Source organism: Anaerosphaera multitolerans (assembly GCF_004006535.1).
Taxonomy (GTDB): domain Bacteria; phylum Bacillota; class Clostridia; order Tissierellales; family Peptoniphilaceae; genus Anaerosphaera; species Anaerosphaera multitolerans.
On sequence record NZ_RLIH01000016.1, the window covers coordinates 1 to 12,127 of the forward strand.

Below are 12,127 nucleotides of genomic sequence, written 5' to 3' on the forward strand. Positions count from 1 at the left end.
TTATTTTACTTTAAAAGTTTTATCACTTTTAAAGTAAAGCAATCAGCCTCAGCTGACTTAATTTAGTTTACCATTTCTACTTTTTTATGTCAATCACTTTTTTTACATTTTTTAATTAATTCAATTCTGTTCTTTACACTTAGAATTTTATAGAGTTCAGTCAGGTTGTTTTTTATTGTCTTTTCGCTTAAGAACAGGTCTACAGCTATTTCTCTATTGGTTTTCCCCTCAAGGATTTTACTTACTAACTGTCTATGCCTATGATTTAACTTCATTATATTGGATTCAATTTTTTGCAGATTTTCCTCTTCAGATTTAATCTTTTCCTGTACATAATCTCCATTATACATAAGCACTTTTACAGCCTCCAACAATTCTTTTCGACTTACTCCTTTTAGCAACTTAATTTTCGCCTGAGAATATAAGGCAATTTCCATGGAGTTAAATAATATAATTGTATAGTCTCTAATTATGTTTTTATCAGTCAATAAAAGTTCTGTCGCATTTAAATTCTTATAACTGTCGGTTTTTTTAATAATATATTGAGGCTCCAGTAGTTTTTCAACACCTAGTTCAAGGATCTCCTCTTCTAAATTTAAATATATCTCTCTCATTTCTTAATTGAGTTTTTTTACACTGTCTCGTTTTAATATTTGTACAGGCAAGAGTATTCTCTCTTCTAAGCCCTCTTCTTTATTTATTACCTTTAAAATTTTTCTAATTGCCACTGCTCCTATGTCATAGTAAGGTATTTTCACTGTTGTCAACTTCGGTCTATATATATTAGTGATACCGGTACCTCCAAAGCCTGTTACAGAAATATCGTCAGGCACTTTAATTCCCCTATCTACTAGGTAGTTTATTAAATAAACTGCAATTTCATCTTGAGAACAGAAAAACGCTGTAGTTCCATTTTCAATTGCATCGTCTATTTCATTTGCAATATCTAAGACATCTTGCTCAGTTATACCTGCAGTATAGAGACTCCTTGTACTTAAACCATGATTTTTCATAGCACTTTCATAACCGTCTACTTTATATTTTTCTTCAGTTCTATCTATATCTTTTCTTATAGCTATAGACGCTATGTTGCTATGTCCGTTTTCTATAATGTGTTCCACCATTTCACTGCTGACTTTTTCATAGTTAATCCTAACTGTAAGATCTTCTTCAATGTCATAAAATCTATTTATATTGGCATAGGGTATTTTAGATTCTTCAAGTTTATACATTAACTTTTGATTTAATGTGGAAGATATTACAATTACTCCCTCAACTTGTTTTTGAAATAGAAGTTTTGAAAATTTCATTTCCACTTCAGGATCGCCATAGGAGCTTAACAATATAATGTCATAGTTATACATCCTTCCTATTTCTTCTACTCCTCTTAATACATAACTTACATAAGTACTTCCTATATCGTCAACAATTACTCCTATTAAGTTAGACTTTTTAGTAACTAAACTTCTTGCAACTTCATTAGGTCTATAATCCAGTACTTCTATTGCGTGTAAAACTCGTCTTCTTGCCTCAGGACTTACAGGCTTAGAATCATTTATTACTCTAGATACAGTCGATATAGATACATCGGCCATTTTAGCCACATCTTTTATTGTAGAAGCCATTATTCTCCCCCTTAATTTACTACTAAATTTAACGCTTTCTCTAAAATTTTAAAGGTCATCGGTAGACTTTCAGTCTTTTCTCCATCTACATCTATTACTACGTCTTTATTTGACTCAATAGTAATTTCCTTAGTCTTTAAATAGATTACTTTATCATGCTCAGTATGTGTTCCATTTAAGATTGAAGGTAAAAGGAGCGGAATGTCGTAAAGTTCCAATTCCTTTACTATTAAAACGTCAAGATAACCATCAAACACCTCTGCATCCGGAGCCAAATACCTAAATCCGCCTACTGAAGCTGAATTTGCAATAATAAACATCAAAACATTTTCTACGGTATTTAATTCTTCACAGTTTATTTTTGCTTCTATTATACTCTCTTCAGGATTGCCTAATTTGGTTAATTCCTTTACTCCCTCTATATAGTAGGCCATTCTTCCAAGTAAAGTTTTCTTTTCTTCAGGTACTTGATAAGCTATATTGGTAAACATTCCCCCAGCAGCAACATTTACAAATACTCTATCTCCCGCCATACCAAGGTCGACTTTTTTTATCTTTCCACGTTTTATCATTTCATAAAAACCCCTTATATTATTGGGGATTTTTAATACATTTGCAAAATCATTTACCGTTCCGGCTTGTAATATTGCCAGCGGAACATCTCTTTTAGATTTATATAAACCATTTACCACTTCATTTAGCGTACCATCGCCGCCTACGGAAATTATTAGATCTTCTCCATCATCTTCTTCAGCAAAAATCATAGCATCTCCTCTTTTGGTAGTAAATCTTAAATCTATTTTATAACCATCTTGACTGAATAAACTAATAAGCGCATTAATTTTATTAATAGCCTGTTCTTTTCCCGATTTAGGATTAGCTATAATCTTTATCTTTTCCATACCTACCTCCTGAGCATATTATACTAAATATTTCCAATAAAATACAGATAAGTAGGCTAATTTCTAATTAATCCGCCTACTTATCATATAATTTCTTTTATTATTTTTTTAAAAAAACTTCTTTTAAAGACTCCAGTATTTCCTTAAATATGTAAAAATAATCTATTACATTATTGACATTTAAAGAAATATTTTTTGCAGTCTCCGAAACCGAATCAGATACATCCGATACCATATTAATAACACTTATAGCTGATTTATCAACTGCTCTGGAAACTTCATCTATAGTTTCAGTAATATCTCCCACTGTTGTTACAACCTTTTCTATTTCAGGTTTTGCAGTAACTATTATTTCGGAAGTTTCTTTACTGATAGTTTCCACATGTTTGCTTATTTCCATAACATTGTCAGTTAATTCCGGCATCTTATTAAGCGTGTCATCGATTTGTAATTGATGCTTATCCAAGGTTCCGTTTAATTTATTTACTATACCTAGCACATTTTTTAAAACTAAGGCCAAATAGATTAAAGCCCCCGTCCCTGATAGATAGAGTACTATCCTTAGCAAATCGTGAAGAGTTATAGTAGCTTGCATTTTATCAGCTCCCAAATATTATTTTTTAATTTCGTCCTTTACTTCTTCAATAGTTTCTTTGGAATCATCTATCTCTTCTTTGATTTCATCCTCAACTACTTCCTTAGTATCCGAAATTTCCTCTTTTACAATTTCGCTCATAGCTTTAATATCTTCAGCTTCGTCTTTTACAATTTCGCCTATTGCTTTTGCTTTAGCCTTTGCAGTTTCTATGTTTTCTCCAAGTTCTTCTTTCTTCTCTCCTACTTTTCCTTTTATATCTTCATAGGATTTTTTTATGTTTTCTCCCGCAATACCAGCCTTTATTTGAACAGTATCGCCAACTTCTTTAGCTGTTTCAGCTACGTTGTCCGCTACTTCCTGAGCCTTGTTTGCAATGTCTTCCCTTGTTTCCTTACCTGACTTTGGTGCAAACAACACTCCCAACAAAGCGCCTAAAGCAGTACCCGCAGCAATTTTGCCTGCATCTTCAGCTTGTTTTTTTCTTGCAGCTTCTCTTTTTTTTCTTTCAAAATAATCAAATAAACCCATAATTCTACTCCTTTCAGTTATTATATTAATATAGATATCCTATTTTTACCCTACAAGTGTGAGATTAATCAAGTTTATCCTATATTAAACCACTAAATCATTTTTAAAATTCAATTTTAAAAAACTCCGCGGTGCCGGGTACTTCACTAATTCAGACCCGCCCCAACTTAAGGTGGGTAATCCCCTCAAGCATTCTAAGGTCCCTTCAAGAGGGCTTCTTATAGTACTTAAGAAGTGATTTCCCGGATCATATATGTCGGTTGAATTAAATGAAGCTAATTCGTACACTGCAGAGTCTTCTCTGTATATAAATTATATATTAAACTATGGACTTTTTCAATAATTATAAAGTAAGCTAATCATATCCTTAGGTAAATCCGCCTTAAACTCAAGGTCTTCCCCCGTTCTGGGATGACTGAACTTCATATAACTACAGTGTAATAACTGCCTCTTTACAGATTGATCCTGGCCTCCATAAAGAACATCTCCTAATATAGGATGACCAAGATGTTTTAAATGAACTCGAATTTGATGTGTCCTTCCAGTAAATAAATGCAACTCAACTATAGATATATCACCTATTTCCCTTACCACTCTATAAGATGTTTTAGCGTACTTACCATTTCTGTTAACTTCGCGTATTATGGAATCTCCAACCCGTAAAATAGGCTCTTCCACAATTCCCTCCGTTTTTTCAAATTTACCTTTACAAAAGGCAATATAGTTTTTAACTACGTCGCCTTTAAATTGTTCTGAAATATTATAATGGGCAAAGGCATTTTTAGCTACAACTACTAATCCTGAAGTATCCTTATCCAATCTATTTACAAATCGAACCTTTCTCTCTATTCCCTTTTCCAAAAAATATCCCGCCATATAATTTAACAGAGTTCCTCTAAGGTGACCCTTTGAAGTATGAGTAGGCATATTTGCTTCTTTATTTACAACTAGTATATCATCATCTTCATAAATAATATCCAAAGTTTTAAATTGAGGATATCCATTTAAATCTTCCTTTGAAAATTTAATACTGACTACATCTCCAATTTTTATAATCTCATTTTTAAAAATATTCTCTTCATTTAAATAGATATTTTTTTCTCTAATAGAAGTTCTTATAAACCTAGATGAAAGTCCCACTTCATTTAAATAGTCCCTTAACTTTATACCACTTATATTTGAAACATAATTTAAATATTCGTAGGAATTTAACATATTATCCCCTTTTTTTACTTATTTTATTATATTATAATATAATAATATGATTATTAAATGGTACCATAAAACTGGAGGAAAATGTGGGAAAAAGAATTATAAATATACTGTCTAATTCAAATTTTGAATCTAGAAAAACAACTTCAAAACTTTTAAATTTACTGTCTTCCAAGGGTTTCTCCCCTACTACAACTTATGATGAAAATGCAGAGTTGACAATTTGTGTCGGCGGAGACGGATCCTTTCTTAAAGCCGTTCATAAAAACAGGTTTCCCCAAATGCCCTTTGTGGGAATTAACACCGGTCATCTTGGTTTCTATCAAGAAATAAGTCCGGATAATATTGAAAAATTTATTGATGATTATATAGACGGAAACTACTCGGTGGAAGAACTAAAGCTTGTAGGGGCAGAAGTTTTCACAAAAAATAGAAGCTATATTTTAACTGCTCTAAATGAAATTGTATTAAAGGCGCAACATTCAAAAATAATACATATAAATGTATATGTTAATAAAAACAGCGTGGAAAAATTTTCCGGAGATGGAATTTTAGTTTCAACTCCTTCCGGTTCTACGGCATACAACTTCTCAACTGGAGGATCTATAGTTCATCCCAGTCTTGAAGTTTTACAAATGACGCCAATTTCTCCTGTCAATAGCGCAGCCTATAGATCTCTTTCCAGCTCCATTATAATACCCGGAAACCATATAATTTCCCTTGTACCTGAAAAGCGATATGCAAATTCCAACCTGCTCCTAGTAGATGGTTCAGAGTATTTCTTTTCAAATTTAAAAAAGGTTAATTTAAAATTATCTAATAAAAGTATTAAACAACTTTTATTTTCTCAAGACTCTTATTGGGAAAACTTAAAGGACAAGTTTTTGTAAATTTAAAACATTAAAAAATCCGAATTAAAATATAATTCGGATTTTTATTATTAATTTAATCTTGCATAGAAACAATCTTCTTCCTTTATATTCAAAGTTTTTAATTGCTCTAAAAGAAACTCTCTTTTAACTTCTTTAGTTTCTATAATCACATGGTCTCCATGACTTTCTATAAAATCTATCCAATCTGCTGAAAGGTCCAAACCATTTTTTATCCTCACATAATATCTTGCAGCATAGTTCTCATTGTCATTAATTAAATTATTTTCAATTAATATAGGATAACAATGTCCCGAAAGAGCATCAAGTATGTCACTTACTATTGCATTTCCAGTAGGAAGTGAACCTGCACCCTCACCGACAAAAACTAGGGATCCGTAATTTTCACCAAAAATTTCCACACTGTTAACTGAACCATCTATGCCATAAAGCTCATCATCAGAAGATAGGATAACCGGTTCTACTACCGCTTTAAACTTTCCTTCATTTATAATCGCCTCGGCAATAAGTTTTACTTTATAGTTTTTCTTATTTAAATAAGCTATGTCACTTAAATCAATTGAGCTTATTCCCCTTCTTAGTATGTCTTCATTTCTAATTTTAGTCTTAAAGGCTATTGTAGATAAGATTCTAAGTTTTCTAAGAGCATCCATTCCCTCTACATCATCATAGGGATCAGCTTCTGCATAACCCAGCTCCTGCGCCTCTTTCAGTATTGTTTTATATTCAGACTTTCTAACTTGCATATTGGTAAGCAAAAAATTACTTGTACCGTTTAAAATTCCTCTTACTCTTGTAATGTCATTTATTAAAACTTGAGTCTTTAAAGGTGTAATAATTGGAATGGAACCTGCAACGGCAGCCTCATATAAAAAAGCCACTTTATTTTTTTCGGCAAGTTCTAAAAACTCTTCAAAATATTCCGACACTACAGCTTTATTTGCAGTTACTACGTGTTTCCCCGCATTTAAAGCTTCTTTAATATAGCCATAGCTTCCCTTTAAGTCGCCGGTCATTTCCACTACTAACTTAATTTCTTCATCTTCAACTATTTCTTTAAAATTATCTGTAAATATACTTTTATCTATTTCACTTTGAAAGTTTAAATTTCTCTTTAAAATTTTACTTACAAAGACTTCCTCTCCTATTACTTTTTTAATATTTTCACTTTTCTTAGTTAAAATTTCATAGGTTCCTCTACCTACAGTTCCAAAACCCAGTAATGCAATTTTTATCACCCTATCACCTCAAATAAATTATATTAGCTTATGCATAAAAAGTCCACTTCTCAGCTTGGGTTCAAACCATGTAGATTTAGGTGGCATAATTTCATCTCTATTACTTATTTCTATAATGTCCTTTGAAGAAACGGGATAAAGCAAAATTCCCAAAGCATAGCCCTTTTCAATTTTATCAATTATTTTATCCTCAGAAGTAAAGCCTCCGTAGAATTCTATTCTTTTATCAGTTCTAATATCTTTAATATCCAGTACGCTTTCCAAAATATAATCTTGAAGTATGGAAACATCTAAACTCTCAGCATAAGTGGAGAAATTCCGTTCTCCAATATATTCAATATTGTAACAACTGTCTTTTAATATTAAAGTGAAATTATTTTTTGTTTTTGGCGACTCTACACTACTTAGCTTTGTAACTTTAAAATTATCCTTCAGTCTATTTAAAAACTCTTCTTCAGTAATACCGTTTAAGTCCTTTACAACCCTGTTATAGGCTAAAATATTCAACTCGTCTTCCGGAAAAATCGTGGCCATAAGGTAGTTGCTTTCACCACTTTTTTCTCCCTCTTCTCTTAATTTTTTACATACCGTTGCAATTGAAGCGGTTCTATGGTGTCCATCGGCAATATATAAATTATCAGTATCTTTAAAAATTTTCTCTATTTTATTAATTAAAACTCTATCATCTATTTTATGCAGTTTGTGATTTACTTCAAACTCATCATCAAAGTCCACTACCGGAGCATTTTTATTAAAATACTCCAATAGCAAATTCTTTAACTCTTCATTTCTTTTATGAAATAAAAATACAGGTTCATCTTGTACTTTCATATGGTAAAAGTGATTAGTTCTATCTAATTCCTTTTCCTTTAATGTCAACTCATGTACTTTTATATCTTTTTCAATATAATTTTTTACATTTACTAATCCCACTATTCCACTTTGAGATTTTCCGCCCAATGTTTCAGTATAGATATAAAGAGCTTCATCATCTTCAAATATAACTCCTCTATCTAGTAGGTCTTTTAAATAGTCCCTTGCGCTTTCATAAACTTCAATAGAGTAGGGATCAATTTCTTTAAAATTCACCTCTGAACGAATTACATGAATCATTGAATTTTTATCTTTGGCATATTCTTTTATATCCTCTTCTGATAGCACATCATAGGGAGGTACAGTAATTTTATCTACATATTTTGCAGATGGCCTTAGAGCTTTAAAAGCTTTCAGCTCAATCATTTCTTATCACCGAAATAATTATCTACTATTGATATTATTTCATTTCCTATGTTGTTTTGAGCTTCATAAGTTGATGCTCCTATATGAGGTGTTAAAGCTACATTGTCCAACTCAAAGTATTTTTCATTTACCTTAGGTTCATTTGGAAATACATCTATTGCAGCTCCACATATTTTTCTATTTTTTAAAGCTTCTATTAAAGCCTCTTCATCAATTGCATTTCCCCTTGCATAGTTAATTAAAATTGAAGTTTCTTTCATTAAATCCAATTCTCTTTTACCTATTAAAGGCTTATCCAAGCTTGGAAGGTGAATGCTTATATAGTCTGCATTTTTAAGTAAGTCATCTAACTCAAAATATTCAGCATAGTCGTTTTCAACTTTATATAAATCGTAATATATTACTTTTAATCCCAAAGCTAAGGCCTTTTCTCCCAAACTCTGTCCTATCCTTCCAAAACCAATAACTCCCAAGGTTTTTCCTGCAATTTCGTGGCCATTATATAATTTTTTATTCCATTGACCCTCTTTTGTAGTCCTGTCAGCCAAGCTGAGAAATCTTGAAAGATTTATCATTTGACCAAGCACTAATTCCGTAACTGCATTTTTACTTGAATGAGGCGTATAGTCAACGTCTATTCCTACTTCTTTACACGCATTTATATCTATATTATCAAGTCCGACTCCGGCTCTAATTACAAGAGAAGTATTAGTTCCCTTTAAAGCCTCGGCAACTTCTCTATCTATTTTAGTGTTAGATCTTACGACTATTACGTTGTAATCTCCTCCAACTTTCATTAATTCCTCTTTATCATAATGGTTGGTATCAACTTCAATACCCTCATTTAAAAAATGGTCTATGGCATTTTGAGCAAGACCGTCATTTGCTAAAATTTTCATTACACAAACTCCTCTACTATTTTATAATTTCATCGATGTTTTCTAAAAGTTCTTTTATATCGTCCATAGTTAAATCACCCATATGAGCAATTCTGAACGTTTTATTCTTTAAATCTCCATATCCGTTGGATATAATCATTCCTCTTTTTGCAAGTTCTTTATTTAACTCGCCCACATCAATACCCCTGTTGTTTTCAACGCAGGTAACTGTATCCGATGCGTCTTTAATGTCCTTTGGAAAAAGTGCAAAATTTTCCATTGCCCAATTTCTAACGTATTCAGCCATTTCTTTATGTCTGTTAAATCTGTTTTCCAAACCCTCTTCATTTACTATGTGGTTTAATTGGTAATCCGCTGCATACATTAAAGAAATATTAGGTGTGTTGGGATATTGATAATCACGTTTTAAAATGTCCTTATAAAGACTTAAAAGGTCAAAATAATTTCCTCTGTTTTCAACAGTCTTAGCTCTTTCAATTGCCTTTTCGGAAAAAGTACAAAATGCCATTCCCGGAGGAAGTGCCAGACATTTTTGAGTTGAGGTAATTACAATGTCTATTCCCAGTTTATCCGTTTCAATTTTAGAGCCTGCCGCAGAACTTACTGCATCAACAGCCCATACAATATCCTCATAATTTTTCATCACTTCAGCTATTTCATCTAAAGGAGATTTTACTCCGGTAGAAGTCTCGTTGTGAGTAATAGCTACAAAATCATAATCTTCTTTTCTTAGAACTTCATCGACAAAATTAGCATCAATAGTATTTCCATGCTCAACTTTAAACAAGTCCACATCTAAACCATTTGATAAACCAATTTTATGCCATTTGTCTCCAAATGAGCCCATAGAAAAAACTGCACCCTTAGACGAAGTACAAGATCGTATTGCCCCTTCCATGAGTCCACATCCCGAGGATGTTGAACTTAGCACCATGTTTTCCGTAATAAACACTTGCTTCATTTTTTCAGTAATACCCTTTTGAAGCGCACTTGCATCTTTCGTTCTGTGACCGATTAAAGGCTTTGTCATTTCCATTAGAACATCTTCTCTAACGTAAGTCGGTCCAGGTATGAATAATTTCATATTCTCAGTCCTTTCTATAATAATTATACCTCTTTAGGTATTTCGTTAGATAATATTACTTTAACCAGCTTTTGTCAATACCAATCTAAGTATATTTCTGTAAATTTCTATAACTTAATTTTATTTCCAATTGACAATTCAATGTGAAAGGTGGTATATTCTATTAAAAATTAGGAAAGGGTGTTAGTTTTGAGAAAATTTAACTTGGCAATATTTGGAGCTACGGGATTAGTGGGGCAAAAAATGAGGACCATCTTAGAAGAAAGAAATCTACCGATTGAGAACATATACTTCTTTGCATCGAAAAACTCTGCTGGAAAAACTATAAATTTTCAAAGTAAAAACTATCACATAGAAGAATTGTCTGAAGAAAATCTTAAAAATAAGAAGATTGACTATGCTCTTTGTGCTTTAGAATCTCCATTGGCTAAAGAGTTTTTACCTATGGCAGCTAAATACGGCATAACATCTATTGACAACTCATCTGCATTTAGAATGGTAGATGATATACCTCTAGTTGTTCCTGAAATTAACGCTTCAGAAACCAGTAAGGGAAAGGGAATAATCGCAAGTCCTAATTGTAGTACGATTCAATCTGTAATGGCACTATATCCTATTTATAAAAAATATGGAATAAAGAGAATTATATACACAACCTACCAAGCCGTAACAGGAAGCGGTATTGGAGGCATTGAAGATCTTTACAGAGGTATTTGGGCAGGAGAAAATGATTTTTACCCTCATCAAATAGCCTATAACGTACTGCCTCATATTGATGATTTCCTAGACGATGGCTACACAAAAGAAGAAATGAAAATGGTAGATGAAACTAAAAAGATTTTAAATGACCAATCACTTAGAATTACAGCTACAGCTGCAAGAGTACCTGTGCTTAATTCTCATATGGTTGCAATAAACGTTGAAACTGAAAAGCCTTTTGATATTGATGAAATATTTGAAGACTTTAGAAACGAACCGGGAATTGTACTTTATGACGATGTGAAAAATAACATATATCCTATGCCAACTGTTACTACAGGTAAAGATGAAGTATATGTTGGAAGAATTAGAAGGGACAATTCCATAGAAAACGGAATTAACTTCTTAAGTGTCGCCGATAACACCAGAAAAGGTGCTGCATTAAATACAATTCAAATATTGGAATATTTAATTGAAAATTAATAAAAAAAGTTACTTAATTGATTTGCCAAAAGGCATTCATTATAAGTAACTTTTTTATTGTTTATTTCTTGTTTCCGATTCTCTTTTGGAATACTCACACCCGCAATAATCCTGTCTGTACATATCGTATTCTTTAGAAAGTTGAACGCTTCTCCTATAACCGTCTTTCTTTTTAAAATCGGAAAATAAATATTTCACATCATACTTTTTAGACATCTCTGCCCCAATTTTATTAAGCAATGCAGAATTTTTATGAGGGCTTATGGAAAGTGTAGTAGTAAAATAGTCAAAGTTCAATTTCTTTGCCAATTTTGCAGTTTCTTCAAGTCGTAGATCAAAACAAAGTTTACATCTATAACCGCCCTCTTTTTCATCTTCATAACCCATTATTTTTTCTCTGTACTCTTCATTGTTGTAACCAAGGTTTAAAAAATTTATTTCATTATTTTTAGGTATTTTTTCAATTAAGCTTTTCTGTTCCCTTGCCCTTCTGGTAAATTCTTCTTCACTGTCTAAATTGGGATTATAGTAGAGTATTGTAATCTTAAAATATTTATTAAGTCTTTCCAATACTGCACTGGAACAGGGTCCGCAGCAGGAATGCAAAAGTAGCGTTTTAGGATTTAAAATATCTATTTTATCTATTATCTTTTCCATTTCTAAATTGTAATTTATATTATTCATAATTAACTTCACCTATTTATATTATATCAGCTTTTAAAAAAATAAA

General features: G+C 31.9%; 13 protein-coding genes and 1 other RNA gene. 2 read left to right on the top strand and 12 right to left on the bottom strand.

Going from position 1 to position 12,127, the window contains the following annotated elements; all coding sequences use genetic code 11:
• Window positions 1–89: 89 nt before the first annotated feature.
• The 7 genes from EF514_RS09120 to EF514_RS09150 form a co-directional block, all read right to left on the bottom strand.
• Window positions 90–614: a LuxR C-terminal-related transcriptional regulator gene (locus tag EF514_RS09120; protein WP_127725142.1), complete on the bottom strand. Its 525-nt coding sequence runs from the start codon at window positions 612–614 to the stop codon at window positions 90–92.
• A 3-nt stretch (window positions 615–617) separates the two neighbouring features.
• Window positions 618–1,625, bottom strand: coding sequence for a LacI family DNA-binding transcriptional regulator (locus EF514_RS09125; protein WP_127725143.1), 1,008 nt, complete (start codon window positions 1,623–1,625; stop codon window positions 618–620).
• Between the two features lie 11 nt (window positions 1,626–1,636).
• On the bottom strand, window positions 1,637–2,527 hold the full coding sequence (locus EF514_RS09130; protein ID WP_127725144.1) for a diacylglycerol/lipid kinase family protein: 891 nt from the start codon (window positions 2,525–2,527) through the stop codon (window positions 1,637–1,639).
• 100 nt (window positions 2,528–2,627) lie between these two features.
• Window positions 2,628–3,137, bottom strand: a complete 510-nt coding sequence (locus tag EF514_RS09135) for a methyl-accepting chemotaxis domain-containing protein (protein ID WP_240649050.1) — start codon at window positions 3,135–3,137, stop codon at window positions 2,628–2,630.
• A 3-nt stretch (window positions 3,138–3,140) separates the two neighbouring features.
• Complete coding sequence (locus EF514_RS09140) at window positions 3,141–3,653, bottom strand: YtxH domain-containing protein (protein ID WP_127725146.1); 513 nt, start codon at window positions 3,651–3,653, stop codon at window positions 3,141–3,143.
• A gap of 119 nt (window positions 3,654–3,772) precedes the next feature.
• Window positions 3,773–3,952: non-coding RNA, 6S RNA (ssrS, locus tag EF514_RS09145), on the bottom strand.
• A gap of 37 nt (window positions 3,953–3,989) precedes the next feature.
• Window positions 3,990–4,868: an RluA family pseudouridine synthase gene (locus tag EF514_RS09150; RefSeq protein ID WP_127725147.1), complete on the bottom strand. Its 879-nt coding sequence runs from the start codon at window positions 4,866–4,868 to the stop codon at window positions 3,990–3,992.
• 83 nt (window positions 4,869–4,951) lie between these two features.
• On the opposite strand from EF514_RS09150, the gene EF514_RS09155 reads away from it, so the two are divergent.
• Complete coding sequence (locus tag EF514_RS09155) at window positions 4,952–5,755, top strand: NAD(+)/NADH kinase (protein ID WP_127725148.1); 804 nt, start codon at window positions 4,952–4,954, stop codon at window positions 5,753–5,755.
• A 50-nt stretch (window positions 5,756–5,805) separates the two neighbouring features.
• Here the strand turns inward: EF514_RS09155 and EF514_RS09160 are convergent, their stop codons facing one another.
• The 4 genes from EF514_RS09160 to EF514_RS09175 are packed head-to-tail and all read right to left on the bottom strand — an operon-like array spanning window position 5,806 to window position 10,215.
• Window positions 5,806–6,993, bottom strand: coding sequence for a homoserine dehydrogenase (locus EF514_RS09160; protein WP_127725149.1), 1,188 nt, complete (start codon window positions 6,991–6,993; stop codon window positions 5,806–5,808).
• 18 nt (window positions 6,994–7,011) lie between these two features.
• Window positions 7,012–8,232, bottom strand: coding sequence for a DUF1015 domain-containing protein (locus EF514_RS09165; protein ID WP_127725150.1), 1,221 nt, complete (start codon window positions 8,230–8,232; stop codon window positions 7,012–7,014).
• On the bottom strand, window positions 8,229–9,131 hold the full coding sequence (locus EF514_RS09170; protein ID WP_127725151.1) for a D-2-hydroxyacid dehydrogenase: 903 nt from the start codon (window positions 9,129–9,131) through the stop codon (window positions 8,229–8,231). The genes EF514_RS09165 and EF514_RS09170 overlap by 4 nt, the downstream gene beginning before the upstream one ends.
• Window positions 9,132–9,147: 16 nt before the next feature.
• The gene (locus EF514_RS09175; RefSeq protein ID WP_127725152.1) at window positions 9,148–10,215 is read right to left on the bottom strand and encodes a pyridoxal-phosphate-dependent aminotransferase family protein; all 1,068 of its coding nucleotides are present in this window, start codon (window positions 10,213–10,215) and stop codon (window positions 9,148–9,150) included.
• A 189-nt stretch (window positions 10,216–10,404) separates the two neighbouring features.
• Here EF514_RS09175 and EF514_RS09180 point away from each other — a divergent pair, with 189 nt between their 5' ends.
• Window positions 10,405–11,397, top strand: a complete 993-nt coding sequence (locus EF514_RS09180; protein ID WP_127725153.1) for an aspartate-semialdehyde dehydrogenase — start codon at window positions 10,405–10,407, stop codon at window positions 11,395–11,397.
• 54 nt (window positions 11,398–11,451) lie between these two features.
• Here EF514_RS09180 and EF514_RS09185 read toward each other — a convergent pair whose 3' ends face one another.
• Window positions 11,452–12,081 (bottom strand): epoxyqueuosine reductase QueH, encoded by a 630-nt coding sequence (locus tag EF514_RS09185; RefSeq protein WP_127725154.1) that lies wholly within the window; start codon window positions 12,079–12,081, stop codon window positions 11,452–11,454.
• Between the last annotated feature and the right edge of the window lie 46 nt (window positions 12,082–12,127).

Bases quoted from the DNA above. Each gene is read 5' to 3' on its own strand.
- EF514_RS09140 (WP_127725146.1), bottom strand. From the start codon at position 3,653: ATGGGTTTATTTGATTATTTTGAAAGAAAAAAAAGAGAAGCTGCAAGA.
- EF514_RS09165 (WP_127725150.1), bottom strand. From the start codon at position 8,232: ATGATTGAGCTGAAAGCTTTTAAAGCTCTAAGGCCATCTGCAAAATAT.
- EF514_RS09150 (WP_127725147.1), bottom strand. From the start codon at position 4,868: ATGTTAAATTCCTACGAATATTTAAATTATGTTTCAAATATAAGTGGT.
- EF514_RS09185 (WP_127725154.1), bottom strand. From the start codon at position 12,081: ATGAATAATATAAATTACAATTTAGAAATGGAAAAGATAATAGATAAA.
- EF514_RS09170 (WP_127725151.1), bottom strand. From the start codon at position 9,131: ATGAAAATTTTAGCAAATGACGGTCTTGCTCAAAATGCCATAGACCAT.
- EF514_RS09125 (WP_127725143.1), bottom strand. From the start codon at position 1,625: ATGGCTTCTACAATAAAAGATGTGGCTAAAATGGCCGATGTATCTATA.
- EF514_RS09120 (WP_127725142.1), bottom strand. From the start codon at position 614: ATGAGAGAGATATATTTAAATTTAGAAGAGGAGATCCTTGAACTAGGT.
- EF514_RS09130 (WP_127725144.1), bottom strand. From the start codon at position 2,527: ATGGAAAAGATAAAGATTATAGCTAATCCTAAATCGGGAAAAGAACAG.
- EF514_RS09175 (WP_127725152.1), bottom strand. From the start codon at position 10,215: ATGAAATTATTCATACCTGGACCGACTTACGTTAGAGAAGATGTTCTA.